Source organism: Pseudomonas sp. ZY71 (genome assembly GCF_036542145.1).
Taxonomy (GTDB): Bacteria; Pseudomonadota; Gammaproteobacteria; order Pseudomonadales; family Pseudomonadaceae; genus Aquipseudomonas; species Aquipseudomonas koreensis_A.
Genome location: NZ_CP144274.1, coordinates 4768432 through 4794688, shown reverse-complemented (window position 1 = coordinate 4794688; position 26257 = coordinate 4768432). Strand labels below are relative to the sequence as shown.

Annotated in this window: 23 protein-coding genes; 16 read left to right on the top strand and 7 right to left on the bottom strand. The window is 58.0% G+C overall.

Features of this window, described 5'->3' with window-relative positions:
• Window positions 1–2 precede the first annotated feature (2 nt).
• The 3 genes from VY732_RS21210 to VY732_RS21200 all read left to right on the top strand — a co-directional run bounded on the left by VY732_RS21210 (window position 3) and on the right by VY732_RS21200 (window position 3423).
• The gene (locus VY732_RS21210; RefSeq protein WP_077574004.1) at window positions 3–1190 is read left to right on the top strand and encodes an ABC transporter ATP-binding protein; all 1188 of its coding nucleotides are present in this window, start codon (window positions 3–5) and stop codon (window positions 1188–1190) included.
• A gap of 56 nt (window positions 1191–1246) precedes the next feature.
• The gene (locus VY732_RS21205) at window positions 1247–2155 is read left to right on the top strand and encodes a glycosyltransferase (RefSeq protein WP_137217785.1); all 909 of its coding nucleotides are present in this window, start codon (window positions 1247–1249) and stop codon (window positions 2153–2155) included.
• An 86-nt stretch (window positions 2156–2241) separates the two neighbouring features.
• On the top strand, window positions 2242–3423 hold the full coding sequence (locus VY732_RS21200; RefSeq protein ID WP_331691680.1) for a hypothetical protein: 1182 nt from the start codon (window positions 2242–2244) through the stop codon (window positions 3421–3423).
• Window positions 3424–3531: 108 nt separating this feature from the next.
• Here the strand turns inward: VY732_RS21200 and VY732_RS21195 are convergent, their stop codons facing one another.
• The gene (locus VY732_RS21195) at window positions 3532–4527 is read right to left on the bottom strand and encodes a glycosyltransferase family 2 protein (protein ID WP_331691679.1); all 996 of its coding nucleotides are present in this window, start codon (window positions 4525–4527) and stop codon (window positions 3532–3534) included.
• Window positions 4528–4815: 288 nt separating this feature from the next.
• Between VY732_RS21195 and VY732_RS21190 the strand changes: the two genes are divergently transcribed.
• The 4 genes from VY732_RS21190 (at window position 4816) to fabF (ending at window position 9574) form a co-directional block, all read left to right on the top strand.
• The gene (locus VY732_RS21190) at window positions 4816–6810 is read left to right on the top strand and encodes a polysaccharide biosynthesis protein (protein ID WP_077574001.1); all 1995 of its coding nucleotides are present in this window, start codon (window positions 4816–4818) and stop codon (window positions 6808–6810) included.
• Between the two features lie 110 nt (window positions 6811–6920).
• Window positions 6921–7256 carry a ComEA family DNA-binding protein gene (locus VY732_RS21185; protein WP_077574000.1) on the top strand — a complete coding sequence of 112 codons (336 nt, stop codon included), beginning with the start codon at window positions 6921–6923 and terminating at the stop codon, window positions 7254–7256.
• Window positions 7257–7473: 217 nt separating this feature from the next.
• The gene (locus VY732_RS21180) at window positions 7474–8277 is read left to right on the top strand and encodes an SDR family NAD(P)-dependent oxidoreductase (protein WP_137217783.1); all 804 of its coding nucleotides are present in this window, start codon (window positions 7474–7476) and stop codon (window positions 8275–8277) included.
• 22 nt (window positions 8278–8299) lie between these two features.
• Entirely contained in the window at window positions 8300–9574 is a 1275-nt protein-coding gene (fabF, locus tag VY732_RS21175; RefSeq protein ID WP_331691678.1) for a beta-ketoacyl-ACP synthase II, read from the top strand.
• Here the strand turns inward: fabF and VY732_RS21170 are convergent.
• The 3 genes from VY732_RS21170 to eat form a co-directional block, all read right to left on the bottom strand.
• Window positions 9571–10125, bottom strand: a complete 555-nt coding sequence (locus VY732_RS21170) for a TetR/AcrR family transcriptional regulator (protein ID WP_331691677.1) — start codon at window positions 10123–10125, stop codon at window positions 9571–9573. The genes fabF and VY732_RS21170 overlap by 4 nt on opposite strands.
• A 137-nt stretch (window positions 10126–10262) precedes the next feature.
• On the bottom strand, window positions 10263–10430 hold the full coding sequence (locus tag VY732_RS21165) for a DUF2897 family protein (RefSeq protein WP_007908505.1): 168 nt from the start codon (window positions 10428–10430) through the stop codon (window positions 10263–10265).
• A 129-nt stretch (window positions 10431–10559) separates the two neighbouring features.
• Window positions 10560–11924, bottom strand: coding sequence for an ethanolamine permease (eat, locus tag VY732_RS21160; RefSeq protein ID WP_007908507.1), 1365 nt, complete (start codon window positions 11922–11924; stop codon window positions 10560–10562).
• 353 nt (window positions 11925–12277) lie between these two features.
• Between eat and kdpF the strand changes: the two genes are divergently transcribed.
• The 6 genes from kdpF (at window position 12278) to VY732_RS21130 (ending at window position 20564) form a co-directional block, all read left to right on the top strand.
• Window positions 12278–12367 (top strand): K(+)-transporting ATPase subunit F, encoded by a 90-nt coding sequence (gene kdpF, locus VY732_RS21155; RefSeq protein WP_007899818.1) that lies wholly within the window; start codon window positions 12278–12280, stop codon window positions 12365–12367.
• 8 nt (window positions 12368–12375) lie between these two features.
• The gene (gene kdpA / locus VY732_RS21150) at window positions 12376–14070 is read left to right on the top strand and encodes a potassium-transporting ATPase subunit KdpA (RefSeq protein ID WP_116030509.1); all 1695 of its coding nucleotides are present in this window, start codon (window positions 12376–12378) and stop codon (window positions 14068–14070) included.
• A gap of 10 nt (window positions 14071–14080) precedes the next feature.
• Window positions 14081–16144: a potassium-transporting ATPase subunit KdpB gene (gene kdpB, locus VY732_RS21145; protein WP_331691672.1), complete on the top strand. Its 2064-nt coding sequence runs from the start codon at window positions 14081–14083 to the stop codon at window positions 16142–16144.
• A gap of 343 nt (window positions 16145–16487) precedes the next feature.
• The gene (gene kdpC / locus VY732_RS21140; protein WP_331691671.1) at window positions 16488–17033 is read left to right on the top strand and encodes a potassium-transporting ATPase subunit KdpC; all 546 of its coding nucleotides are present in this window, start codon (window positions 16488–16490) and stop codon (window positions 17031–17033) included.
• Window positions 17034–17165: 132 nt separating this feature from the next.
• A complete protein-coding gene (locus tag VY732_RS21135; protein ID WP_331691670.1) occupies window positions 17166–19817 on the top strand; it encodes a sensor histidine kinase KdpD in 2652 nt (883 codons plus the stop codon).
• Between the two features lie 48 nt (window positions 19818–19865).
• Window positions 19866–20564, top strand: coding sequence for a response regulator (locus tag VY732_RS21130; RefSeq protein ID WP_110720402.1), 699 nt, complete (start codon window positions 19866–19868; stop codon window positions 20562–20564).
• A 127-nt stretch (window positions 20565–20691) separates the two neighbouring features.
• Here the strand turns inward: VY732_RS21130 and VY732_RS21125 are convergent, their stop codons facing one another.
• A complete protein-coding gene (locus tag VY732_RS21125; protein ID WP_331691669.1) occupies window positions 20692–21729 on the bottom strand; it encodes a patatin-like phospholipase family protein in 1038 nt (345 codons plus the stop codon).
• Window positions 21730–21945: 216 nt separating this feature from the next.
• Between VY732_RS21125 and VY732_RS21120 the strand changes: the two genes are divergently transcribed.
• The 3 genes from VY732_RS21120 to VY732_RS21110 all read left to right on the top strand — a co-directional run bounded on the left by VY732_RS21120 (window position 21946) and on the right by VY732_RS21110 (window position 24106).
• Window positions 21946–22224 carry a hypothetical protein gene (locus VY732_RS21120; RefSeq protein WP_016770894.1) on the top strand — a complete coding sequence of 93 codons (279 nt, stop codon included), beginning with the start codon at window positions 21946–21948 and terminating at the stop codon, window positions 22222–22224.
• Between the two features lie 79 nt (window positions 22225–22303).
• The gene (locus VY732_RS21115) at window positions 22304–23068 is read left to right on the top strand and encodes a CHAD domain-containing protein (protein WP_331691667.1); all 765 of its coding nucleotides are present in this window, start codon (window positions 22304–22306) and stop codon (window positions 23066–23068) included.
• 243 nt (window positions 23069–23311) lie between these two features.
• A complete protein-coding gene (locus tag VY732_RS21110) occupies window positions 23312–24106 on the top strand; it encodes an acyl-CoA thioesterase (RefSeq protein ID WP_331691666.1) in 795 nt (264 codons plus the stop codon).
• A gap of 1 nt (window position 24107) precedes the next feature.
• On the opposite strand, the gene VY732_RS21105 is transcribed toward VY732_RS21110, so the two are convergent.
• Complete coding sequence (locus VY732_RS21105; RefSeq protein WP_034155260.1) at window positions 24108–24473, bottom strand: terminase; 366 nt, start codon at window positions 24471–24473, stop codon at window positions 24108–24110.
• Window positions 24474–24676: 203 nt separating this feature from the next.
• On the bottom strand, window positions 24677–26158 hold the full coding sequence (locus tag VY732_RS21100; RefSeq protein ID WP_331691665.1) for a methyl-accepting chemotaxis protein: 1482 nt from the start codon (window positions 26156–26158) through the stop codon (window positions 24677–24679).
• Window positions 26159–26257: the final 99 nt, after the last annotated feature.

Here is a 26257-nt window from a genome sequence, read left to right as displayed (position 1 = left end):
TTATGACTGTACTGCTAGAAGTAAACGATTTATGGAAAAAGTATTCACGTGACTTGAAGTCATCTGTGAAGTATGCGGCTCGAGATATTTTGCGTGGCGCTGTAAGCGGTGGGCAAAACGATCACAAAGACCTTCGCGATTCCGAGTTTTGGGCGATTAGAGGTATGAATTTCTCCCTTCGTCGTGGTGAAGTACTTGGCGTACTGGGACATAACGGCGCAGGAAAAAGCACACTGCTCAAATGTATTGCCGGGAAACTGGCAGCTGATCGAGGCAGTGTGATCCGAAACGGTGAGCTGGGTTACCTGCTGGAAATGAGCGCGGGTTTTTCGCCTACCATGACGGGTCGTGACAATGTCACGGTGCGCGGTCGTTTGATGGGCATGAATGGCAAAGCGTTAGCTGCCTATATCGATGAAGTCAAAGATTTCTCTGAGCTTGATACGTTTTTTGACTCACCTGTACAGTTTTATAGTTCAGGTATGAAGTCCAGGCTTGGTTTCGCTGCTTCCTCCGTCATTCGGCCTGATATTCTTATTATCGATGAGGTTCTTGCCGTAGGAGACCTTTCGTTCCGGCTGCGTTGTTACGAACGCGTAAACGAGCTCGCGCGGAATGCGGCAGTCATTTTCGTATCGCACTCTATCGGTCAGGTAGCCCGACTTTGTAATCGAGCCATATTCCTGGAAAAGGGTAAAGTGCTATATGAGGGAGGGGTTCAGAATGCCATTTCCCTCTATCAGGACAAGCTGGGTGATCAAAATGAGAGAAAGCGTGGTCACACACTTCATCCGGAGCTGATTTCATTCAGTTTGATGGCAAATGGTTGCCAGCTTGTTCCAGGTCAATCGCTTCCTTATGGGGCTAATCTGAGTCTTGATATAGATATTAGCAAGTTGCCCGAGAATGCAGTTATAAGACCACTACTGCGGGATGGCTCCCAAGGTGTTCTGGCGGATTGGAACTCTGTTCGTTCGAGTTTGTCTTGGCCTGCCGGACGGACCCGCTTAAAAGCGGATCTCGGGAGTGCGGAGTTGGCGCCCGGTGCGTATTCGATTTCAATTGAAGTGATGAGTCCTGATGGGGTCGAACATATTTCGCTGTCGGAGTCTACGCCCTTCAGAATTAGCGGCTCTTATTTAAATGCCGTACCTATTCAGAAAACCGCGATATGGCAATTCCCGGAGTGATGGGTGTGTCGTTGGGGAGTCAGTTACAAGTCTCATATCTTATTAAGGTTTAATATATGACGGATGTTAAAGGCATCTCCAACGACCCCATAGATACAGTCCGCGTATTCGTGGCAGCCACTCCCGCTGAATGGCTGCCGATGAAGGTTCTTGAGTTCTCGATTCTTGAAACTACAGACTTGCCTGTTCAGCTGTCAGCTATTTATGCACATCAGCGAACTATACCATTACCTAAGGACGCTGCTAACAAGGCAAGAACGCCTTTCTCATTCCAGCGTTTTTTAATCCCTGAACTATGTGGGTATGAAGGTAAGGCGATATATCTCGATGCCGATATGCAGGTATTTCAGGATATAGCGGGTTTATGGAGTCGGCCGTTTCAGGGAAGTGTTTTGCAAACGGTCGGTAGTGCAGGGGGAGGGCGCCGCTCTCAGTTCAGCGTGATGCTGATGGACTGTGCTCAATTGGGTTGGAATATTGATGACATTATCAACCAGCTCGATAAAGGCAAAATCAGTTATCACGAACTTATGTATGAAATGAAACTGGCCAGTGAGATTTCGTTTTCAGTTCCGGAAGTGTGGAACTCTCTAGAGAACTACGCTGAGGGGGAAACAAGTTTGCTGCATTATACAGATATGAACACCCAGCCATGGGTGTCCCTGGATAATCCTAACAGAGGTTTATGGGTGTCGTGTTTGCGTAGGGCGCTACAAAAGGGTTTTATTTCTCGTGATGAGTTAGTGCGAGAGATAAAGCAGGGTCACGTCCGGCCCTCGCTCCTTGCTGAGGCGTTTTCAAATTCCAAAGGCAATTGGAAGCCGGCTTTTGGTGATCTGTTAGCCGACGCATTATATACCCCACCCTATTATTCCATCGCCGCATCACGCCGCGGAGAGCTGTACGCGGGTTTGTCCAGGTTATCTCGTGCGTTTCGTCTGATATTACGGCCCTTGCTTCGGTAGCGAAGGGCTCCAGGGGCAGCGGGTTTGGGAATAAATCAACAGGGATTCGAGCGTAAAATCAATGAAGAGCAAGGTCAGGAACTAAAATGCTTAGCCATGTAGAGAAGATTAAAAAAACTATCAGCGACACATTCGCTCGGATTTTTGGTGGTAAAAACGCGGAGGTGAAAGTGCAAGGCGGTGCTTCCGCACGCGTGCTTTTTGTAGCTAATGCACTTATTCCAACATTGCAATTGAGCTTTTTGAAACCGCTCGCAGCCAATATTGAACAGGGTAATCTGACCACGGACTTGTTGAGTGAACAGCAGATGAAAGAGCTGTTTGGCAAACGTCTGCGTGAATCCGAAGTGGAGAGTTGGATAAGTGAGCGGGTGGAGAAGTTCAAGCCTACTGCGATCGTTTTTTGTCGTCACAGTGGGCCGCATACGGCCTATCTGACTCAACTGGCTAAAGCGGCGGGCATTCCTACAGTTTTTCATGTCGACGATGATCTTCTGCATGTACCTGTTGAAATTGGACAGAAAAAATATGAGTACCATAATCATCCCGCTCGCCTCGAAGCTGTGCGTTACCTGCTTGAGAATGTCGATCTTGTGTACTGCTCGACTGAAGCGCTGAAACAGCGCTTTGTTTCCTATGGATTAAAGTCAAACTTTAAAGTGGGTACCATTTATTGCTCTGGCAATGTATTGGTTCCGGCAGTAAAACGATCGACAAAGAAAATCGGCTATATGGGTTTTGACCACGCCCATGACCTCGAAACGGTCTTGCCAGCACTGATTCAAGTGCTGAAAAAAGACGCTGAAGTTGAGTTTGAATTGTTTGGTTCAATACCGAAGCCAGCAGTGCTTGAGGAATTTGGTGACAGGGTCAATGTCATTCCTCCGGTACCCAACTACGAAGAGTTTCTTGCCAAGTTCTCTTCGCTGAACTGGGATATTGGTATCTGCCCGCTAGCTAATACGGATTTCAATGCTGTCAAAGCCAATACCAAGTGGGTCGAATATACTTCGGTTGGTACAGCGGTCGTCGCGAGTGCCGATACAATTTATGACGCCTGCTGTTCAGGGGGATGTGGCACATTGGCAACAACGACTGCGCAATGGGTGGATGCTCTTGAACTGTTGATTGGTGACAGTGAGAGACGCTCAATGCAGGTTTTGAATGCTCAAAACCGACTGAGGGAAGACTACTCCGTTGATCGCCTGCAGCGTCAAGTACTTGATGTTCTAGACACGGCTGCCAAGCTGGTCAAGTCTGCAGCATGAGCTTCTGATCGCGCCGAGCTGGATGTGAATGTGCGAACGCACTCAAGTTGTTAATAACGCCGGTAAGCGCCTTTTTGAAGAGGCGCTAACCGTGTGTGCTGGACTGACTTAAATCTTGTTCAGATAGATGGCTAGAATAAGGCTTATATTGCCCATCAAGGTCTGACGATAAATTCCTGAACTTCTCATTAGACGAAACCTCTGAAGCAATGTGCTTTGCCTTGCCTTTTTGAAGTCATGCACTGTCTGTCTGTTGCTGGTTGTCAGATCTTCTTCAAGTGGTTCAAGGATGCTCAGATTGACATCGCTCCAGCGGCTAAATCGTCCGTCGATAAGTTTTCCCAAACGGAGTATGCGCTCTTTAATGCTGGAGTTGGAACCGATCACATTGCCACCGTGTTGGCGGTAATCGAGCGTTGGCTCCGAATCGTAGATGACCTTTCCACCGCACGCTGTCGTTAAAAGATAGGCAAGCCAGTCATGTGCGACAACAGGAATGTCGGGTGAAGTTCTGTTCAACAAGTCTCGTGCCGCGCCATTCAAAAGCATCGTATTGGCGCCCGCAATACTCTGTATTAGCGCATTTTGGAATAGGGGCGGTCGGTTGAACTTGGGTGAAAACCCGATGACTTTGCGGTTTTCATTGATAAGGCGAGTGCGCGAGCAGTATAAAGCGGGCTGATTTCCGGGGAACGAATGCAATTGGCGGATGCTTCTTTCCAGCTTGTCGTTGTGCCAGATATCGTCCTGATCGCTGAATGCGAAAAAGTCTCCCTCGACATTCTCATTTCTAACAAGCGACATAAAGTTTTTGGCAAATCCCTCGCGGGGTCCGCTGAATAAATGAATGCGCTGTGAATCGATCAATTCCCGGTAGGTTTCCAGTAGCGCAAGTGTGCCGTCGGTAGAACCATCATCGGATATGTACAGCGTCCAGTTTTGATGAGTCTGGGATATGAGCGAATCGATCTGTTCTTTCAGGTATGCCTGGCCATTGTACGTGCACATCAGGATTGCGACTTTACACTGGGAGGGCAATTTCATCTGGGCTTCGACGGATAGATCAGAATCTGGTTGACCGGCTCGGGGCGGTTGCGGCTCCATGCGTCCTCGCGTTTTGAGTTAAATAATGCTTCAGATGCGGTTAAAAAACAGACCTGATGGCTTAGTGATATCGCCCGGTGATCGCAGAGCGGCAAACGGGATGCGCACAGGAGGTGTATTTTATCTGCGCAGCAGGTTTAATCTCTACTCTTTTGCGTTTTAATACAGACTGCAGCCAGGGGTTCCCTGGGATTTGTACGAAGGTGGCAATTTACCTGCCAAAGTATTTGGTCTCTGGCGTGATCCCTGCCCGCTTCGGGTGGCCGATATGAAATGGACGGATGGTTAATGGATAAAATGCGATTATTCCTGCTTGGAATGCCTCGCCAAAGAAAACGTCTGATTCAGGTAATCATGGACGTATTCCTGGTGTGGATATCGCTATGGGGATCGTTCGTGGTTCGTTTGGGAATCGAAAATGTTACCCAGCCCATTGAGACGCATCTCTGGCTCTTTATCAGCGCGCCGCTGATTGCCATTCCATTGTTCATTCGTTTCGGCATGTATCGTGCCGTGATGCGTTATTTTGGCAACGATGCGCTAATCGCCATTATCAAAGCGGTCAGTCTGTCTGCGCTCATCCTCGCTTTAGTCGTCTTCTGGTACAGCAACCACAAGACTGTGGTGCCGCGTTCCATCATCTTCAATTACTGGTGGTTAAGCCTGGTGATCATCGGGGGACTGCGCTTATGCATGCGCCAGTATTTCATGGGCGACTGGTTCATGGCGGCCAAGCATGTCCCGTTTACGAGTCGCGACGACGGCCTCACCAAGGTCGCAGTGTACGGCGCGGGAGTGGCTGGTAATCAACTGGTTGCTGCGCTGCGGATGGGGCGCGTGATGCGGCCTGTGGCGTTTATCGATGATGATGCAAGCATTGCTGATCGCTCCATTTCCGGTCTGCAAGTCTACAAACCAAAACATATACAGCAAATGATCGATGTCACGGGAGCGCAGGAGATCCTGCTTGCGCTGCCATCATCGACCCGTGCGCGGCGTCGCGAGATTCTCAACTTGCTTGAAGGTTTCCCCCTTCATGTGCGCAGCGTTCCAAACTTCACCGATCTGGCAAGCGGCCGGGTCAAAGTCGAAGACATTCAGGAAATCGATATCGCAGATTTGCTCGGGCGAGACGCTGTCCCGGCTCAGCCTGATTTACTCGAGCGCTGTATCAAAGGCAAGACAGTCATGGTAACTGGGGCCGGTGGTTCCATCGGTTCGGAGTTATGCCGGCAGATATTTTTGCTGGGCCCGACAACATTGCTTCTGTTTGAACATAGTGAGTTCAATCTTTACAGCATTCTCTCCGAGCTCGAGCAGCGTGGCTGCCGTGATGCGGTGGACGTTCGCCTGCTGCCGATCCTCGGTTCCATCCGTCACCAGGAAAAACTGCTCGACGTGATGAAGACCTGGAAGGTCGACACTGTCTATCACGCGGCGGCTTACAAACACGTACCGATGGTGGAGCACAATATCGCGGAGGGTGTGCTGAATAATGTTATCGGCACACTAAACACTGCTCAGGCAGCGCTGCAGTCAGGTGTCTCAAACTTCGTTCTGATTTCTACCGACAAGGCCGTACGTCCCACCAATGTCATGGGCAGTACCAAACGACTTGCCGAGCTGACGCTGCAAGCGCTCAGTCGCGAGATCGCCCCGGTATTGTTCGGTGATAAGGCTAATGTCTCTCGAGTCAACAAAACTCGATTTACCATGGTTCGTTTCGGCAATGTATTAGGTTCGTCCGGTTCAGTGATCCCTCTGTTTCACAGGCAAATCAAGTCCGGCGGCCCGCTGACGGTCACTCACCCGAAAATCACCCGCTATTTCATGACCATCCCCGAAGCCGCTCAATTGGTGATCCAGGCTGGCTCCATGGGACAAGGCGGCGACGTATTCGTGCTGGACATGGGCGAACCGGTAAGGATTGTCGAGCTGGCAGAAAAGATGATTCATCTCTCGGGCCTGAGCATTCGTTCCGATCGCAATCCTCAAGGGGATATCTCCATTGAGTTCACTGGATTGCGCCCAGGCGAAAAGCTCTTCGAGGAACTGTTGATTGGCGATAACGTAGCCGCCACCCCACATCCGATGATCATGACGGCTAGCGAGGACCATTTGCCATGGGATGTGTTGAAAGGGCGTTTGAGTGATCTGCTGATTGCTGTCGAGAAAGATGACTATGCCCGCGTCCGTCAACTCCTGCGTGAAACCGTCAGCGGTTACACCCCAGACGGCGAAATCGTTGACTGGATCTACCAGCAGCGCCGTCTCGAGCCTTGATTGTTTCACATCCTGTAACGCACGCATTTTTGACATAGCTCCAGCATGACCTACGTTTGGAGAGCAGCTTCGGAAAAGCTGCTTTCTCAAACGATGATGGAGCGTCACTAATGCGTACCGGTTACTTCTATTCCCTGATTTTTGCCTTCCTCACCAGTGCCTCGATTGCCGCTATTGCCGCACCTGTTGCGCCAGCGGAGTCAGCCAGGGCGCCGATCGTAATGGATACAGCGGCGCCTTCCCAAGGTGCAAAAATCGATCTCAACGGTGCTGACGCAGCGACGCTGCAAAAAGAGCTGGCCGGAGTCGGTGAGGCCAAAGCCAAAGCGATTGTTGCATATCGTGAAACAAACGGTCCTTTCGCCTCCGTGGATGAATTGCTGGAAGTGAAAGGAATTGGCAAGGCGATCCTGGATCGCAATCGCGACAAGCTGGAAGTCAACTAAGCTTACTGTTCAACGCCAAGGGGGCCGGTCTTAGACCGGCCTTTTTCATTTGGCGCAGTGCTTGGCTGCGGATAACAGTGGAGAGGGCACCTGTCGGACGGTTTAAAATTACGGCTATCATATCGCCTTTGGATTATGCCTATAATAATTTGCCGGGGCGTCGAGCCAACATGTCTCATCGGCAACTTCCTTCATCAAGCATTCCAGGAGCACCCTCATGAATTCCGCACAATCCCAAGGTACTGCTCTCGTTACCGGCGCATCGTCCGGTATTGGTGCGATTTACGCTCAGCGCCTGGCGGCGCGTGGTTTTGATCTGCTGCTGGTTGCCCGTGACAAGGATCGACTGGAAAGCGCCGCGAGTCAGTTGCGCGATGCCCATGGTGTTCAGGTCGAAGTGCTGAAAGCAGACCTGACGCAAAAGGATGACGTACTCAAACTCGAACAACGCCTGCGCAGCGATTCCAGTATCAGCTTGCTGGTCAATAACGCCGGTGTGGCGTCGGACGGTTTACTGGCTAACGCCGACATGGATCAGTTGGAGCGACTGATCCAGCTGAACATCACCGCTGTCACCCGACTGGCGTCGGCGGCAGCTGCCAGTTTCGCCAAAGCTGGACGTGGCACGATCATCAATATCGCCTCGGTGGTGGCGCTGTTTCCGGAACGCTTCAACGCCACCTACAGCGCTAGCAAAGCTTATGTACTGAGCCTGACCCAGTCGCTGAACACTGAACTCGAAGGCACCGGCGTGCAGATTCAGGCCGTGCTGCCGGGTGTGACTCGCACCGAAATCTGGGAGCGCTCCGGTATCGATGCCAGTGGCATTCCGGCAGAAATGGTTATGGACGCGGGCGAGATGGTCGATGCGGCGCTGGCCGGTCTGGATCAGGGCGAGTTGATTACCATTCCTTCGCTGCCTGACGCAGGCGAATGGCACGCCTTTGTTGCGGCTCGCCATGTCATGGCGCCGAACCTTTCCCGCAGTTCCGCAGCCCAACGCTACAAGTCCGGCAATTGAATTGATCAGAGGTCACTACAGTATGGATTCGCGTCGAATAGTCGTCACGGGCATGGGCCTGGTTTCACCCTTGGGCAGCGATCGTGAAGTCGTCTGGCAGCGTTTGCTGGCCGGACGTTCTGGTTTGCGTAACCTGCCTGAGGCAACGGTCGCTGATTTGCCCACGCGAGTCGGCGGCGCGGTGCCAACGCTGGAAGAGGACGCTGAGGCAGGATTTGATCCGGATCGCGCCACGCCACCCAAGGAACAGAAGAAGATGGACCGCTTTATTCTGTTCGCCATGGAAGCTGCCCGGCAGGCACTGGAACAGGCTGGCTGGCACCCCTCGGAAAGCAAAAGCCAGGAGCGTACAGCTACGATCATCGGCTCCGGTGTCGGCGGTTTCGGCGCGATTGCCGACGCTGTACGCACCACCGACAGTCGCGGTCCTCGGCGTTTGTCGCCATTCACCATTCCGTCGTTCCTGGTCAATCTCGCGGCAGGGCACGTGTCGATTCAACACGGCCTCAAGGGGCCTTTGGGCGCACCCGTGACGGCGTGCGCTGCGGGTGTTCAAGCGATTGGCGATGCGGCGCGCTTGATCCGCGCCGGCGAAGCGGACATTGCTGTGTGTGGCGGCGCGGAAGCCTGCATCGACCGCGTCAGTCTGGCCGGTTTTGCGGCAGCGCGGGCACTGTCGAGCGGTTACAACGACACCCCGGAACGCGCATCACGGCCGTTCGACAGCGGTCGCGACGGCTTCGTGATGGGCGAGGGCGCGGGGCTGCTGGTGATTGAATCCCTGGAACACGCCTTGGCGCGTGGCGCGACGCCGCTGGCGGAACTGGTCGGTTATGGCACCAGCGCCGATGCCTATCACCTGACTGCCGGGCCGGAAGATGGCAGTGGTGCGCGGCGCGCGATGACGCTGGCATTGGCGCAGGCGGGTATCACGCCGGATCAGGTGCAGCACCTCAATGCCCACGCGACCTCGACCCCGGTGGGCGACCTCGGCGAGTTGGCGGCGATCAAAGCGTTGTTCGGCACGCAAAATAAAATCGCCGTGACCTCGACAAAGTCAGCCACCGGTCATTTGCTCGGCGCTGCCGGCGGGCTTGAAGCCATTTTCACACTGTTGGCCATTCGTGATCAGGTCGTTCCGCCGACGCTGAATTTCGACAATCCCGATCCGGCGAGCGCAGGTGTAGATATCGTCCACGGCCAGGCGCGACCGATGGCGATCGAATATGCACTGTCCAACGGTTTCGGGTTCGGCGGGGTCAATGCCAGCGTGCTGTTCAAGCGCTGGCAGGCTTAGTCCCGCTTCTTGAGATGATCGCGGGTGACATCGAGGATGCGTTGCGCAAACCCGGCATCCGCGACACTGCGTGACAGTAGCAGCGCGCCGACCAGTGTCGACATGATGACAATGGCGCGATCGGCGCTGTTCTCGCCTTCGAGGCTGCTCTCGATCTGCTCCAGCCGAGCATTGAGGACCACGTCGCTGGTGGGGCTGGGTTGGCCACGCAGACCCAGCTCGGAAGAGATCGTCAGTAACGGGCAGCCTTCATGCGGCGACGTTTGATGCCATTCGGACAGGTACGTCTCGATAAAGGCATCAAGCGGATTATCCTGCGAAAAAATCTCTGCACATAACCCGTCAACCTGGTTGCCGGCCTCTTGCAAGGCTTTCTCGACCAACTCGTCCTTGGACTTGAAATGTGAGTAGAAACCGCCATGGGTCAGACCCAGCGCTTTCATCAGGGGTTGCAGACCCGTAGCGCCGATTCCGTCCTTGCGAAAGCGTGCCGAAGCCTCCTTGATAATGCGCTGATGGGTTTGGGCTTTATGGTCCTGCGAGTAACGCATCTGGAACTCTCCGCAACAATGTCCCCATCTTAACCAAGGAAAATTAAATGGTGACTGTACTTCTACTTCTTAAAAGCGTGCAGATAGCTCCAATGGCTATAAAAAGCACAAACCCCGCCGATCAGGCGGGGTTGTGTTCAGCGATCTTGTGCGTCTTTGGCGTCGGCTTCGGCATTGCGTTGGGCAACGCGTCGGCGTTCTTCATCGGTCAGATCGACCTTGTTGGCGGTGTCGCGCAACATCATTAATCCGCCGACGATCGAGCCGATTGCAACGACCAGAATCAACCAGGCATACCAGGGCATAACGGCTCTCCTTAAGGACAGGTCGACGGGCGAGGATTTCGCCGTGCGACGCTGCATACCACGTTTGAGCGAAGTGACTTCGCAGTGGTTCCATTCTAGGCCGCTTGCACCGGGTTCACCCGAAATCCCTCAATTGCCCGTCAGCATCGCATCGGCCGGTGCGTTGGCGCGCAGTTGCCCGGTGAGCAGGAAGTAGCCGAAACCGACCGCCATGAAACCGAGGAAGATCAACCCGATCAGCGCGTTGAACCACGCCATCGCCACCAGACACACCACCGCCAGCACCAAGGCAATCAGCGGAATCAACGGATAGCACGGCGCGCGGAAAGTACGCTCGAGATTGGGTTCCGATTTACGCAGTTTGAACAGGCTGAGCATGCTCATGATGTACATCACGATGGCGCCGAATACGGCCATGGTGATCATCGCGGCGGTGAGGGTCATGCCACCGAGGTTGATCAGGCCGTCGCTGTAAATCGCCGCGATGCCGATGATGCCGCCGACAATGATTGCGCGATGCGGTGTCTGGAAGCGCGAGAGTTTCGCCAGTGACGCTGGAAGATACCCGGCCCGGGCGAGGGCAAAGAACTGCCGCGAGTAGCCGAGGATGATCCCGTGGAAACTGGCGACCAGACCGAACAGACCGATCCACACCAGCATGTGCAGCCAGCCGGAGTTGTCGCCGACCACGGTTTTCATCGCCTGCGGCAGCGGGTCGTTGATGTTGGCCAAGGTGCGCCAGTCGCCAACGCCGCCGGCGAAGAACATCACGCCCATTGCCAGCAACACCAGGGTCAGGATGCCGCTGATGTAGGCCTTGGGAATCGTGCGTTTCGGATCCTTGGCTTCTTCGGCGGCCATGGCGGCGCCTTCGATGGCGAGGAAGAACCAGATCGCAAACGGAATGGCCGCGAACATCCCGGCAATCGCTGGCGCGCCAAATACATCCGACCCCGCCCAGCCATTGAGCGCGAAGTTGCTGAAGCTGAACGCCGGCGCGACCACACCCATGAACACCAGCAACTCGGCGACGGCCAGCACGCAAACAATCAGCTCGAACGTGGCCGCCAGCTTCACGCCAAGAATGTTCAGGCCCATGAATACGATGTAGGCGCCGACCGCCGCGTGTTTCGGATCGAGTGCCGGAAACTGCACATTAAGGTAGGCGCCAATGGCCAGGGCAATGGCCGGTGGCGCGAAGACGAATTCGATCAGCGTCGCCAGGCCTGCAATCAATCCACCTTTTTCACCGAAGGCGCGACGGCTGTAGGCAAACGGCCCGCCGGCATGGGGAATCGCGGTGGTGAGTTCGGTGAAGCTGAAAATGAAGCAGGTGTACATGGTCGCGACCATGAACGAGGTCACCAGGAACCCCAGTGTCCCGGCCACGCCCCAGCCGTAACTCCAGCCGAAATATTCCCCGGAAATCACCAGCCCTACGGCGATGCCCCACAGATGCAACGTGCCCAGTGTGGGTTTGAGTTGTGTGTTCATGCGGTTGCTCCCTGAACGGTTTGGAAAGCTCGGGGGAGGGCGTTTGCAGTGGGCGTGCCAGTGCGCTGAAACAAGTCGTAATGAGTTGAAAGCTGTCGTATCGGGGATGTTCGCGGTGGGATAGCTGCTTTTTGTGCGCCAGTTGGGTGCGATGTTGGCGGTGATGCCGTCTTCGCGAGCAGGCTCGCGAAGAGGCCCGCCCATACAGCGCAAAACCCACCTGTAAAGCCTGCATAAACCCACTCTTTACGCTTTCTTTATGCCCAGCCAACACCCTCGCTCTCGTTCCTTTACAGCCTCCTTTCCGACAATGCCTGCACACACGGCAATACGCCGTAACTCGGAGATCTTCCATGAGCGTTCTGGACGGGGTGTCACTGCTATTGGCAGTGGGGCTGTTCATTTATCTGTTGGTTGCGCTGTTGCGCGCGGATCGGAACTAGGAGCGGCTATGCACAGTTATGACTATTGGCTGATCCTCGCGTTTTTTGCGGTGGTTCTGTTGCCGGCGCCGTTCCTCGGGCGCTTCTACTACAAAGTGATGGAAGGTCAGCGCACCTGGCTGACGCCGGTTCTCGGCCCGGTAGAGCGCGGTTGCTACCGCATCGCCGGGGTCGATCCCCAGGCTGAGCAGAGCTGGCAGAAATACACGCTGGCATTACTGGCGTTCAACCTCGCCGGTTTCCTCTTGCTGTTCGCGATCCTGTTGTTTCAGGATCACTTGCCGCTGAACCCGCAAAACCTGCCGGGCCAGGAATGGACCCAAGCGTTCAACACCGCGGTCAGTTTCATGACCAACACCAACTGGCAGTCCTACAGCGGTGAAGCGACCCTCAGCTATCTGAGCCAGATGGTAGGCCTCACCGTGCAGAACTTCGTCAGCGCCGCCACTGGCCTCGCCGTGCTGGTTGCGTTGTGCCGTGGCATCGGCCGCAAATCGACGAAAACCCTTGGCAACTTCTGGGTCGACATGACCCGCGCCACCCTCTACGGCTTGCTGCCACTGTGCCTGTTGTTGGCGCTGTATCTGGTCTGGCAGGGCGTGCCACAAACCTTCGCGCAATATGTGAACGCGGTGACGATGCAGGGCGTTGATCAAGTGATCCCGCTCGGCCCGGCCGCCAGTCAGATTGCGATCAAGCAACTGGGCACCAACGGTGGCGGCTTCTTCGGCGTCAACTCGGCGCATCCGTTCGAGAACCCGACCGCGTGGAGCAACCTGTTCGAAGTCGCTTCGATCATTCTGATCCCGGTGGCGCTGGTGTTCACTTTCGGCCACTACGTCAAAGACCTGCGCCAGAGCCGCGCGATCATCGCCTGCATGCTGGCGCTGTTCCTGATCGGCGGCGCGACTTCGCTGTGGGCTGAGTATCAGCCGAACCCGACGCTGAACAACGCTGCGGTTGAGCAGACTGCGCCGCTGGAAGGTAAAGAGGCGCGCTTCGGCACCACCGCCACGGTGCTGTGGTCGGTGACCACCACGGCCGCCTCGAACGGCTCGGTCAATGGCATGCACGACAGCCTCAACCCCCTCAGTGGCATGGTTGCGCTGGTCAACATGATGGTTGGTGAAGTGATCTTCGGCGGCGTCGGTGCCGGGCTTTACGGCATGTTGCTCAACGTGTTGATCGCAGTGTTCCTCGCCGGTCTGATGATCGGGCGTACGCCGGAATACCTCGGCAAGAAACTCCAGGCGCGTGAGGTGCAATTACTGGTGGTGACCTTGCTGGTCATGCCGGTTGGTGTGTTGGTGCTCGGTGCGATTGCCGCCGCGGTTCCCAGTGCTGCGGCGACCATCAGCAACCCTGGCCCGCACGGTTTCAGCCAGTTGCTGTATGCCTACACCTCGGCGAGCGCTAACAACGGCTCGGCGTTCGGTGGTCTGAGCGCGAACACGCCTTTCCACAACCTGATGCTGGGCCTGGGCATGTTGATCGGTCGCTTCGGTTACATCCTTCCGGTACTGGCCTTGGCCGGCAGCCTGGCGATGAAGAAAACCGCACCGATCGGCCAGAACAGTTTCCCGACTCACGGCCCGCTGTTCGTGACCCTGCTGACCGTGACCATTTTGCTGGTAGGCGGCCTGACCTTTCTGCCGACTCTGGCGCTCGGCCCGATTGCCGAACATTTAAGTATGGGCTTCTAAGGAATCCATCATGAATATGCACGTTCCTGCAAAACCTGCAGAGCCGACCAAGTCGGCAGAAGCACCGAAAACCGCGATCTCGGCCCTGTGGCGTCCGGCGCTGCTGCAAGCTTTCGTCAAGCTCGACCCTCGGCAGCTGAAGCGTTCGCCGGTGATGCTGGTGGTCGAACTGACCGCAATTTTCACCACCGTGCTGTGCTTCATTCCCGACGCCGACGTGCCGACCTTCGTCGCCGCGCAAATCGCCCTGTGGCTGTGGTTCACCGTGCTGTTCGCCAACTTCGCCGAAGCCTTGGCCGAAGGTCGCGGCAAGGCGCGCGCCGATAGCCTCAAGGCCGGCAGCGAAGGCCTCAGCGCGCGACGCAAACTGGCCAACGGCAGCTTTCAGGTCGTGCCGGCGGCGAGCCTGCGCAAAGGCGATGTGGTGCGCGTCGAAGCCGGGGAGATGATCCCCGGTGACGGTGAGGTCATCGAAGGTATCGCGGCGGTCAACGAAGCGGCGATCACCGGTGAATCGGCGCCGGTGATTCGTGAGTCCGGCGGCGATCGTTCGGCGGTCACTGGCAACACACGACTGGTCTCCGACTGGTTGCTGGTGCAGATCACCGTCAATCCGGGTGAGTCGACTCTGGATCGCATGATCGCCCTGGTCGAAGGCGCCAAACGCCAGAAGACCCCGAACGAAGTGGCGCTGGACATCCTGCTGATCGGCCTGACCCTGATCTTCCTGCTCGTGGTCGTGACCCTGCAACCGTTCGCCCATTTCGCCAACGGCAGCCTGCCGCTGGTGTTTCTGGTAGCGCTGCTGGTCACGCTGATCCCGACCACTATTGGCGGTTTGCTGTCGGCGATCGGTATCGCCGGGATGGATCGTCTGGTTCGCCTCAATGTGATCGCCAAGTCCGGTCGCGCAGTGGAAGCGGCGGGCGACGTGCATGTGCTGTTGCTGGACAAGACCGGCACCATCACCTTCGGTAATCGTCGTTGCAGCGCGGTCTATGCTGCACCGGGTGTCAGCGGTCGTGACCTTGCCGAAGGTGCGTTGTTTGCCTCGCTGGCCGATGAAACCGCTGAAGGTAAATCCATCGTTGAATACCTGCGCGGTCTGCATCCGCAGCCTGAACCGGCGCTGGAAACCCTGACCGCCGTGCCGTTCAGCGCTGAAACCCGCTTGTCCGGTGTCGACTATCAGGGCCGTGTCTATCGCAAAGGTGCGGTGGACTCGCTGCTGAGTTTCCTCGGTCAAAAACGTGCGGATCTGGCCCCGGCCCTGTCGCGGGAAATCGACAAAATTGCCCAGAGTGGCGGCACCCCGTTGCTGGTCTGCGCCGACGGTAAATTGCTTGGCGCGATCCACCTCAAGGACGTGGTCAAACCGGGCATTCGTGAGCGTTTCGCCGAACTGCGCAAACTCGGCATTCGCACCGTAATGGTCACCGGTGACAACCCGCTGACCGCCGCTGCCATCGCCGCTGAAGCGGGCGTCGATGATGTTCTCGCCGAAGCCACGCCGGAGAAGAAACTCGCGCGTATTCGTCACGAGCAGAACGACGGTCGCCTGGTCGCAATGTGCGGCGACGGCGCCAACGACGCCCCGGCGCTGGCTCAGGCAGACGTCGGCATGGCGATGAACGACGGCACACAAGCGGCGCGCGAAGCGGCAAACATGGTCGACCTCGACAGCGACCCGACCAAGCTGCTCGATGTGGTGCAGATCGGCAAGGAATTGCTGGTGACCCGTGGCGCGCTGACGACCTTTTCCATCGCCAACGACGTGGCCAAATACTTCGCGATTCTGCCGGCACTGTTCGCCTCGATTTATCCGCAACTGGGCGTGCTCAACATCATGCAGTTGACCAGTCCGCAGAGCGCGATTCTCTCGGCGATTGTGTTCAACGCCTTGATCATCGTTGTGCTCATTCCGCTGGCGCTGCGCGGGGTTCGCGTGCAGGCGGCGAGTGCGGCGGCGTTGTTGCGACGCAATCTGTTGATCTATGGATTGGGCGGGATTCTGGTGCCGTTTGTGGGGATCAAGGCGATCGACATGCTGCTCACGGCGCTGCATCTGGTGTGAGGCGGGAAAGAACCCCTCACCCTAACCCTCTCCCGGGGGGAGAGGGGACTGACCGAGGTGATTGGGAGAGGTACATCGACCTGAAATACCGAGCCGAACTCAGGTTTTGAACAGCACAAAAACCGGCTCCCTTACCCCTTGGCGACTTTGGGGGAGAGGGACTGACCGAGTGGTTAATCAAAGGTACATCGACCCGAAATACCGAGCCGAACGCAAGTTTTGAAAAGTACATAGATCGGCTCCCTTTCCCCCTCGCCCCCTTGGGGGAGAGGGCTGGGGTGAGGGGGAAAAGATCTCCCTGACACCCCACCAAAGTTTGCCCAACGAATTCGAGGATTTTGCAATGTCCACAATGATACGTCCGGCCCTGAGCCTGCTGGTGCTGATGACCCTGGTCACCGGCGTCGCCTATCCACTGGTGGTAACCGGTGTCGCGCAAGTCGCATTCCCCGCTCAAGCCAACGGCAGCCTGGTGCACGACGCCGCTGGCAAGGTCCGCGGCTCGTCGCTGATCGCCCAGGATTTTGTCGGCGATGCCTGGTTCCATCCACGTCCCTCCGCCGGTGCGTTTGCTACGGTTTCCAGCAGCGCCAGCAACCTGGCGCCGAGCAATCCGGCACTCGCCACGCGGGTGATCGACGACGCCAATAAACTCCAGGTTCCCGGCCAAGGCCCGGTGCCATTGGCCTTGCTGACCACCTCCGGCAGCGGCCTCGATCCACACTTGCCACCGGCGGCGATTGCCTATCAACTGGCGCGTGTTGCAGCGGCGCGAAACCTGCCGGTGTCGACCTTGCAGCAACTGCTCGATGCGCACATCGAACAGCCGCTGGTGGGGCCGCCGGTAGTGAATGTGCTGGCGTTGAACATGGCACTGGAAAAATTGTAGATCGGTGGCGCGGCCATTCGCGAGCAGGCTCGCTCCCACAGGGATACGCGTTCCAAATGTGGGAGCGAGCCTGCTCGCGAAGAGGGCCGAAAGAACACTGCATAACTATCAGCAAGAGAGAGAGCATCAAGCATGAGCGACTCCGGCCGCGCCGACGCACTGTTAGCAGACTTGCCCCGTGACGGCCGTGGCCGGTTGAAAGTATTCCTCGGCGCTGCTCCCGGTGTCGGCAAGACCTACGCCATGCTCCAGGCCGCCCACACCCAGTTGCGCCAAGGAGTGAAAGTCCTCGCCGGGGTGGTCGAAACCCATGGCCGCGCCGAAACCGAAGCGCTGCTCGGTGGCTTGCCGCAGCAGCCGCTGGTGCGCTCGGAATACCGTGGCGTGATGCTCGAAGAAATGGACCTCGACGGCATTCTCGCCGCCAGGCCCAAGCTTGTGCTGGTCGATGAACTGGCTCACAGCAACGCGCCCGGCAGCCGCCACGCCAAGCGCTGGCAAGACATTCAGGAACTGCTCGCTGCCGGCATCGACGTGTTCACCACGGTCAACGTCCAGCACCTGGAAAGTCTCAACGATCAGGTGCGCGGCATCACCGGTGTGCAAGTGCGCGAAACCCTGCCGGACTGGGTGCTGCAAGAAGCCTACGAACTGCTGCTGATCGACCTGCCGCCGCGTGAATTGCTCGAGCGACTGCGCGAAGGCAAGGTCTACGTGCCCGAGCAGGCGCGCGCAGCGATCGATGCATTTTTCACCCAGACCAACCTCACCGCATTGCGCGAACTGGCGATGCAAACCGCCGCCGCGCAGGTCGATAACGATCTCGCCCAAGGCTATCGCCAGCTCGGTCAGGCCGCTCCGGCGGTGCGTGGGCGCTTGCTGGTCGGCGTCGATGGTGATGCGCAGGCCGAACGCCTGGTCCGCCACGCCAGTCGCGTAGCCCAGCGTCGGCATCTGCCGTGGAGTCTGGTGCATGTCGACAACGGCAGCGTACGCGACGAACAATCGCGTCTGCGTCTGCAAAGCGCTCAGCAACTGGCCGAGCGCCTCGGCGGTGAAGTGGTGTTGCTGCGCGCCGGTGAGGTGGCGAAAACCCTGATCCAGCACGCCGCTGAACGCCGCGCGAGTCTGGTGTTGGTCGGTCAATCCCGACCGCGTCTGCGCCGTCGTTTGTTCGGCGGCGGACTCGCGGCGCGTTTGTTACGTCAGGCCCATGGGCTGGAAATCAACGTCCTCGACAGCGATCAGCAACAGCATCAACCGCGCCAGCGAAACCCGCTGACGCTGGTGTGGTTCGACTATGCGCTGGCGCTGGTCGCCACTGTGTTGGCCAGTGCTCTGGCGTGGGCGGTGTCGAGTGTGTTGCCACTGCCGAACATCTCGTTGGTGTTCCTCGCGGCGGTGTTGCTGGTCGCGGTGCGCAGCAGTCTCGGTCCGGCGCTGGCCTGTGCGGCGCTGTCGTTTCTGACCTACGATTTTCTGTTCATTCCGCCGAATTTTTCCTTCAGCATTCAGCGCGAAGAAGACGTGCTGACCCTGCTGTTTTTCCTGTTGATGGCGGCACTGACGGGCAACCTGGCGGCGCGTCAGCGTCGGCAATTGCAAGCCCTGCGCGACACCCAGGAAGAGACCACCGAACTGCTCGACCTGTCGCGCAAACTCACCGCCGCGACCGACCGCCAAGCCGTAATCAGCGCCGCCGCGCAACACCTCAATGGCTGGAGCGATCTGCAACTGTGCCTGCTCAACCGCGACGGCCAGGGCGGCTGGAAAGTCGAAACCGGCGGCCCGCTGCAATTCACCGAAGCCGAACGCGCCGCCGCCGATTGGGCGTGGCAACACGATCAACCGGCGGGCATGGGCACCGGCACATTGCCGTTCGGGCGTTGGTGGTGGTGGCCGCTGTCGGTCGAGGACGGGCCGCTGGCGCTGCTCGGGGTCTGTGCGAAAGAGGGCCAGACTTTGAGTGGCCAGCGCCGTCGTTTGCTCACCGCGTTGAGTCAGCCGTTGGCGCAAGCGCTGGCGCGCGCACAGTTGGCCGATGATCTGGAAGCTGCGCGCTTGCACGGTGAAACCGAACAACTGCGCAGTGCCTTGCTGGCGTCGGTATCCCACGACTTGCGCACGCCGCTGACCGCCATGCGCGGCAGCATCGACAGCCTGTTGGCCCTCGGCGAAGCGATCCCGCTGGAGGATCGTCGTGAACTGCTCGAAGGCACTCGCGACGAAGCCGAACGCCTCGATCGCTACATCCAGAATCTGCTCGACATGACCCGTCTCGGCCATGGTGCGCTGAAGCTGGCGCGGGACTGGGTGTCGCCCGCCGATATCGTCGGCAGTTCGCTCAATCGCCTGCGCGCGGTGCTCGCGCCGTTGCAGGTCAGCACCGATGTGCCGAGCGAGTTGCCGTTGTTGTTCGTCCATGCCGCGTTGATCGAACAGGCATTGGTCAATGTGATGGAAAACGCAGCGCGCTTTTCGCCAGCTCACGGTCGACTGCAACTGAACGCAGGCGCGAATGACCAAGAGATTTTCTTCTCGGTCAGCGACGAAGGACCGGGGATTCCCGAAGAGGAACGGGCGAAGATTTTCGACATGTTCTACACCGCTGCCCGGGGTGATCGCGGGGGGCAGGGCACCGGCCTCGGGCTGGCGATCTGTCAGGGCATGGTAGGCGCGCACGGCGGGCGGATCAGTGTCGCCGACGGCATCGACGGGCGCGGCACCTGCATCACCTTGCACCTGCCATTGCAGACGCAACCGGGGATGGACAATGAAGCCTGATTGCGACTGCGCTACTCTCTTGCCAATCATTTGTGTTGATGTGAATTCATGAGCCAGACCGCGACCATTTTGGTCATCGACGACGAACCGCAGATCCGCAAGTTCCTGCGCATCAGCCTCGCTTCCCAAGGCTACAAAGTGCTCGAGGCTGGCACCGGTGCCGAAGGGTTGGCGCAGGCCGCGCTGAACAAGCCGGACTTGCTGGTGCTCGATTTAGGCCTGCCGGACATGGACGGCCAGCAAGTGCTGCGCGAGTTTCGCGAGTGGGCCACGGCGCCGGTGCTGGTGCTGTCGGTGCGCGCCAGCGAAGGGCAGAAAGTCCAGGCGCTGGATGGCGGCGCCAATGACTACGTGACCAAGCCGTTCGGCATTCAGGAATTTCTCGCGCGGGTTCGCGCCTTGTTGCGTCAGGCGCCGGCGGGGGAGGCGCAGCAGGCGGCGCTGAGCTTTGGTCCGTTGACGGTTGATCTGGCCTATCGGCGCGTGCTGCTCGACGGTGTCGAAGTGGCGCTGACGCGCAAGGAATACGCGGTGCTGGCGCAACTGGCGCGGCATCCGGGGCGAGTGATTACCCAGCAGCAATTGCTCAAGGATATCTGGGGACCGACGCACACCGAGGACAGTCATTATCTGCGGATTGTGGTGGGGCATTTGCGCCAGAAGCTGGCGGATGATCCGACGCGGCCGCGGTTTATTGTCACCGAAGCCGGGGTTGGCTATCGACTGTTGAGTGAGAACAGCCTGTAGGGAGTTGTGTTGTCTTTTCTGGCCTCATCGCGAGCAGGCTCACTCCTACATTTGGAATGCATTCCCCTTGTAGGAGTGAGCCTGCTCGCGATGAGGGCATTGCATTCAATCGAGATTTTTCAGCCGATCACCCCTGCTCACTCTCATACCGATCCAGCGTATCCCGCGCAATCTCCCGCCCCAACGCGATCAACTCCGGCGCTTTGTAAAATTCGAAAAACCGGCACACCCGCTTCGGCACGTTGATCAGGATATCCGGCGGATACCCGGCGATCTTGTATTGCGCCAGCGAGGTCTGCATCACCTCGAAACTCTGATTGATCAAATCCAGCAACGACGCCGGCCCGACGTTATCGATGATGAACGAACCGGTCGCCGATTTCGGTGCGCCTTCACGCTCGGGCGCGGCGGCGGGTTGCTGGCTTTCCGGCTCGGAGCCTTCCAGCCAGGGATTGATGTCTGCCGCTTCGGCGCGCAGCGCTTCCTGTTCGAGCCGCAACAGTTGCTCGGCCTGTGTACGGCGGAACGGCATCTTCGATCCCAGCGAACTGATCAGGCTGTCAAAGCGTGAGCGAAATGCGGCCGGGCGCTGGATCACCGGCAATTTGTAGTGACGCTGATTGGTCGAGTTGAGATTGACCGCAATGATCAGATCGCAGTGGCTCGACACCACCGGCACGATCGGCAACGGGTTGAGAATGCCGCCGTCGACCAGCATGCGATTGCCTTGCATCACCGGCGTGAACAGGCTGGGAATCGCCGCCGAGGCGCGCATCGCCTGATGCAGGCAGCCTTCCTGAAACCAGATCTCCTGCTGATTGGTGAGGTCGGCGGCGACGGCGGTGTAGGGGATGCGCAAGTCTTCGATGTTGATTTCGCCGACGATCTTGCGGATCTGCCCGAAGACCTTTTCGCCGCGAATCGCACCGAGGCGGAAACTCACGTCGACCAGCCGCAGCACATCCAGATAGTCGAGACTTTCGATCCAGTTTTTGTAAACGTCGAGTTTGCCGGCGGCGTAGATTCCGCCGACTACCGCGCCCATCGAACACCCGGCAATGCAGGCGATGTCGTAACCGCGTCGTTCGATCTCTTCAATGACTCCGATATGGGCATAACCCCGGGCGCCACCGGAGCCCAGCACCAGTGCGACACGCTTTTTCATCAAACTTCCTCCCGACAAGGTTGCACAATGCACCCATCGCCGGGCTGGCTCAATCGCCGAGGTCGTTGAGTGCGCCAGTGACGTCGTTTTTTCGATACTGCATGACCCTTCGGCGCTATCCTTCTCAGTTGCGCGGTTTCACCCGCCGGCGAGGCACTTTTTCGCAGCCAAGCCGTCTTACCTGCACGACTGTTGACCTATTTTGAGGTGTGAGTGATGAAAGCCTGGATCTGTGTGCCGTTGATGGCTCTGGTATTGGCCGGTTGCGCCGGTAAAACCGCTTACCGCGACAGCTGCGGCAGCCAGCTCGACGCGGCCTGGCATGAACTGGATCTGGCCAAGGCTGAAGGCTTTGCCGGCACCGTCAGCTACTCCAAAGCGTTGTCGCTGCTGACCGCCGCCAAGACCCAGCAACAATTCGAAGGCTTTGAAGGTTGCAGCAAGAAGGCTGAGAAGGCGCGTTTCTACATTCGCGAATCCCGCGCCGGCCGCTAAGCTGCTGACGTGAAGCAAGGACGCTGCGTTCGCTGTGCAGCAGAATGATCGTCAGAGCCATTTGAATCAGGAGCAAGTGATGTCTGCGTTGGTTGATCGGTTGGTGGCTCATGTCCTGAGTCTGGAGGTGCGGCTGCTGGCCTGTCAGGCGCGATTGACGGCACGTACCGACCCCGAGGCGCTGCATGATCTGCGCACCACGGTGCGGCGCTTGCGCAGCCTGTTGCGGCCATTGCGCGGTTTACCGGGTGTCGAACAACTGGAAGACGCCGCTTCGGCAGTCGGCCAATTGACCACGCCATGGCGTGATCGCGAGGTGTTGGCGGCGTACTTGCTCCAGCATGATCAGCCTGAAGCTGCTCAACGCCGCATGGCGCAAATGGCCGAGGCCTATCCGGCGCTGGCGGCGAGCGCCGAGGTGGCTTCGTTGCTGATGATTCTCGACGCTTTCCCGCGTTTCCTGCGCGCTTCTCAGCGTCAGGGCTTGCTCAAGGGCTTGGCCAAACGCATCGAAAAACGCTTGGGCAAGCAATGGCAGAAACTCGATGAGGCGTTGCACGATCCCGCTCACGACCGCCATCGCCTGCGCCTGCTAATCAAGCGCGTGCGCTACGGCATCGAAGCCTATCCCGAGCTGGACCGCTTGCCCGAGGCAGCGCTGAGCCGGTTGAAGTCTGCCCAAGGCGCGTTGGGCGACTGGCACGATTGCTGGCAGTGGCTGGCGAAAGCCGAGCTGGAGGCGGATCTGCAGCCCTGTGTCGCCACTTGGCAGGCGACCATGATCAAAGCCGAAACCAAGGCTGATCGCGTGCTGGAAAAACTCAGTTCAGCCTGTTTCAAATAATCCTGAATCACCACAAATTCCCTGTAGGAGTGAGCCTGCTCGCGATAGCGGTCAGACATTCAACACATGTGTTGGCTGTCAGACCGCTATCGCGAGCAGGCTCACTCCTACAAGGGATCTTCAATGTGGCGGATATAGGTTTAAGGCCTTTCTGTCAGCCCATTTGACCGGAATAGACGCTGCGGCGCTCTGCAGGTCTGGTTAAGATCCCTGCATTCCTTTCTCGTTTTCTGAGGTTGCCCCATGCGCTTTAGCGATCTGCTCGATGCGGTCCGCCGCCAACCGGAACTGACGATTCCTGCCGAATGGGGTCAGGGCCGTGCCAGTTTCGGTGGCCTGGTTGCCGCGCTGCAATACCAAGCCATGCGTGCGAAAGTCCCGGCGGATCGCCCGGTGCGTTCGCTGGCAATTACCTTCGTCGGCCCGGTTGAGCCTGAAGTCCCGGTGAGCTTCGAAGTGGAAGTGCTGCGCGAAGGCAAAGCCGTCAGTCAGGTCATGGGCCGGGCGATGCAGAATGGCCAGGTGGTGACCATCGTTCAAGGCAGTTTTGGTGCCTCGCGGCCGTCGGAGGTTGCCGTCGAAGCGTATCCGGCGCCAGCAATGAAACGCTGGGATGAATGCCAGGAATTGCCCTACATCAAAGGCGTGACCCCGGAGTTCATGCGTCATCTGGCAATGCGCTGGAGTGTCGGTGGAATGCCGTTCACCGGCAATCAATCGCGGCTGATGGGCGGCTGGGTGCGGTTGCGTGGCGATGTCAAAGAAGAGCCGGTCAATGAGGCGCATCTGTTGGCTCTGGTGGACGCATGGCCGCCGGCGCTGTTGCCGTATCTGAAGAAGCCTGCGCCGGGCAGCACGCTGACCTGGACCATCGAATTCGTTCAGCCGTTACGGGACTTGAGCACGCTGGATTGGTGCCAATACCTCGCCGACATCGAGTACGCCGCCGACGGCTACGGCCATGTCGCCGCCAAGCTGTGGAGCGCAGAAGGTGAGCTGATTGCGATGAGTCGCCAGACGGTAACGATCTTCGCCTGACTCAATGCCGACGGTGGCGCTCACGCCAGGCGCGCCACCAGCCGCCACTGAGAAAGAAACGCGGAAAGGTCAGGAACTGCTCGACCAGTAACCGCGACACCGCATCTTTACGATCACTGAACGGCTCGGAGGCTTGCGCCTCCAGGCTGTGGCCGTGACGCTGCAAACCCAGCGCCGCGATGATGCCGATCACGCCGATGGCCACACTGGCCAGGCTCAGGCTGAACACCCCGGAGACTATCAGCAGAAACGCGACGATGAACAACGGCACGGCGATCAGGTGCAGCACCAGATTGGTCGGGTGCTGATGATTGCCCGGGTACGCGCGCCATTGCCATGCGGGAAGGTTGGGGTGACGTTTGCCCATGTTTTCTACTCCTCGATCCATGTTGAACTCATGGTTGAAGAATAGGCCCGGGCGAGGAGGGCGGCGAATCAAGGTTGGCTATTGAGTTGATAGCGGCAATGACCGTGATTGATGTTGGCCGATCTGACGCCATCGCGAGCAGGCTCGCTCCTACATTTGGAATGCATTCCCCTGTAGGAGTGAGCCTGCTCGCGATGAGTCCCTCAAAGCTTGAGCTGACCTATAGCCTTGTTGAGTTCCCCAGCCAACGTCGCCAATTCATTACTGGTCGTCGCCGAATCCACCGTCTGCTGCACGGTGTTCTCGGTCACATCACGAATACTCACCACCGCCCGGTTCATCTCTTCGGCAACCTGGCTTTGCTGCTCCGCCGCCACGGCAATCTGCGTATTGCTTTCACGCATCTGCGCCACCGCCCCGGTGATTTCCGCCAGCGCCGCGCCGGCCTCTTGCGCTTGTTGCACGCAGTCGTCGGCCTTGTACGAACTCTCCTGCATGAAGTCCACCGCATCGCGGGTGCCCGCCTGCAAGGCCGAGACCATCGTGGTGATCTCGTCGGTCGAGGTCTGCACGCGTTTGGCGAGGTTACGCACCTCATCGGCGACCACGGCAAACCCTCGACCCATTTCACCGGCGCGGGCGGCCTCGATGGCGGCGTTCAGTGCCAACAGGTTGGTTTGCTCGGCAATGCTGTGAATCACGCTGACCACGCCGTTGATCTTCTGACTGTCCTCGGCCAGCCGTTGAATCATCTCGGCCGTCTGCTGCACTCCGCTGGAGAGTCCGGCAATCGACTGCTGCACCCGCGCGACCACTTGCTGACCGCTGCCAGCGAGGCCATCGGCGGTCTGCGACAAGTCGCGGGTGGCGCCGGCGTGCTGGGCGATGTGATAAACCGTGGCGGTCATTTCGTTGATCGCCGTGGCCGCCTGATCGGTTTCGCTCTGTTGACCAAGCATGCCGTGGCGCACTTCGTTCATGCTCGATGCCAGTCGCGCCGCGCCGACATCCAGTTGCCGTGCGGTGTTGGCGACGGTCGTCACAACGCGCTGGTAACCGGCCTGCATCGCGTTGAACGCGTTGGCCATTTGCCCGACTTCGTCTTTGCCCGCCAATGGCACACGAGCCGAGAGATCGCCGCTTTTCTCAACGTGCAGCATCACATCTTTCAAGGTGTTGAGCTGGCTGAGCAGGAAGCGGATCAGCAATTGCGAGGCACAGAGCATGGCGAACATCAGGATGAACACCGCCACGGCATAGTTGGCGAAACGCTCGCTGAACACCTGACTGAGACTCGGGCCATAGGCAAGCACCGCGACCTGCTGGCCATCGGCACGGCTGAACACCTCAGCGCCCATCAACGGGTTTTCGCCGAACAGCGGCAGATGATTGATTTCGTTCCAGCCGTTGCTTTCAGTGATTTCCAGCAAGGGTTGATCATTCAGGCGCGGTGCTTCGCCGCGCTTGAAGGTCAGCACCTGATCGGTTTTCGGCAATGCCTGCCCGGTCGGCCAGGCCTTGAGCAATTGCGCCAGGGCTTGCGCCGAGGCCTGAGACGCGTGACTGCGCGCCTGTTGTTCGAGCTGCACGGCGTACAGCACCAGCAGCAGGGTGGTGACGAAGGCGACCGCATTGACCGCCCAGAATTTGTATTTCAGCGAGATATTGCTAAGCCAGGCACCCATGGAGGTCTTCTCTGATAGCGGAAACAGTTTTGGCAAGGTGCCAGCATTGTGCCGCTATGCAGATATAGACATTTTGATGTGAGTCAACAGACGATGCGG

What these genes read in the sequence shown, in the direction of transcription:
- VY732_RS21165 (WP_007908505.1), bottom strand. Translation starts at nt 10,430, where the DNA reads ATGCCCTGGTATGCCTGGTTGATTCTGGTCGTTGCAATCGGCTCGATC.
- fabF (WP_331691678.1), top strand. Translation starts at nt 8,300, where the DNA reads ATGGATTCGCGTCGAATAGTCGTCACGGGCATGGGCCTGGTTTCACCC.
- VY732_RS21200 (WP_331691680.1), top strand. Translation starts at nt 2,242, where the DNA reads ATGCTTAGCCATGTAGAGAAGATTAAAAAAACTATCAGCGACACATTC.
- VY732_RS21125 (WP_331691669.1), bottom strand. Translation starts at nt 21,729, where the DNA reads ATGAAAAAGCGTGTCGCACTGGTGCTGGGCTCCGGTGGCGCCCGGGGT.
- VY732_RS21195 (WP_331691679.1), bottom strand. Translation starts at nt 4,527, where the DNA reads ATGGAGCCGCAACCGCCCCGAGCCGGTCAACCAGATTCTGATCTATCC.
- VY732_RS21180 (WP_137217783.1), top strand. Translation starts at nt 7,474, where the DNA reads ATGAATTCCGCACAATCCCAAGGTACTGCTCTCGTTACCGGCGCATCG.
- VY732_RS21135 (WP_331691670.1), top strand. Translation starts at nt 17,166, where the DNA reads ATGAGCGACTCCGGCCGCGCCGACGCACTGTTAGCAGACTTGCCCCGT.
- kdpF (WP_007899818.1), top strand. Translation starts at nt 12,278, where the DNA reads ATGAGCGTTCTGGACGGGGTGTCACTGCTATTGGCAGTGGGGCTGTTC.
- kdpC (WP_331691671.1), top strand. Translation starts at nt 16,488, where the DNA reads ATGTCCACAATGATACGTCCGGCCCTGAGCCTGCTGGTGCTGATGACC.
- kdpB (WP_331691672.1), top strand. Translation starts at nt 14,081, where the DNA reads ATGAATATGCACGTTCCTGCAAAACCTGCAGAGCCGACCAAGTCGGCA.
- VY732_RS21130 (WP_110720402.1), top strand. Translation starts at nt 19,866, where the DNA reads ATGAGCCAGACCGCGACCATTTTGGTCATCGACGACGAACCGCAGATC.
- VY732_RS21110 (WP_331691666.1), top strand. Translation starts at nt 23,312, where the DNA reads ATGCGCTTTAGCGATCTGCTCGATGCGGTCCGCCGCCAACCGGAACTG.
- VY732_RS21105 (WP_034155260.1), bottom strand. Translation starts at nt 24,473, where the DNA reads ATGGGCAAACGTCACCCCAACCTTCCCGCATGGCAATGGCGCGCGTAC.
- VY732_RS21210 (WP_077574004.1), top strand. Translation starts at nt 3, where the DNA reads ATGACTGTACTGCTAGAAGTAAACGATTTATGGAAAAAGTATTCACGT.
- kdpA (WP_116030509.1), top strand. Translation starts at nt 12,376, where the DNA reads ATGCACAGTTATGACTATTGGCTGATCCTCGCGTTTTTTGCGGTGGTT.
- VY732_RS21205 (WP_137217785.1), top strand. Translation starts at nt 1,247, where the DNA reads ATGACGGATGTTAAAGGCATCTCCAACGACCCCATAGATACAGTCCGC.
- VY732_RS21185 (WP_077574000.1), top strand. Translation starts at nt 6,921, where the DNA reads ATGCGTACCGGTTACTTCTATTCCCTGATTTTTGCCTTCCTCACCAGT.
- VY732_RS21170 (WP_331691677.1), bottom strand. Translation starts at nt 10,125, where the DNA reads ATGCGTTACTCGCAGGACCATAAAGCCCAAACCCATCAGCGCATTATC.
- VY732_RS21115 (WP_331691667.1), top strand. Translation starts at nt 22,304, where the DNA reads ATGTCTGCGTTGGTTGATCGGTTGGTGGCTCATGTCCTGAGTCTGGAG.
- VY732_RS21190 (WP_077574001.1), top strand. Translation starts at nt 4,816, where the DNA reads ATGGATAAAATGCGATTATTCCTGCTTGGAATGCCTCGCCAAAGAAAA.
- eat (WP_007908507.1), bottom strand. Translation starts at nt 11,924, where the DNA reads ATGAACACACAACTCAAACCCACACTGGGCACGTTGCATCTGTGGGGC.
- VY732_RS21100 (WP_331691665.1), bottom strand. Translation starts at nt 26,158, where the DNA reads ATGGGTGCCTGGCTTAGCAATATCTCGCTGAAATACAAATTCTGGGCG.
- VY732_RS21120 (WP_016770894.1), top strand. Translation starts at nt 21,946, where the DNA reads ATGAAAGCCTGGATCTGTGTGCCGTTGATGGCTCTGGTATTGGCCGGT.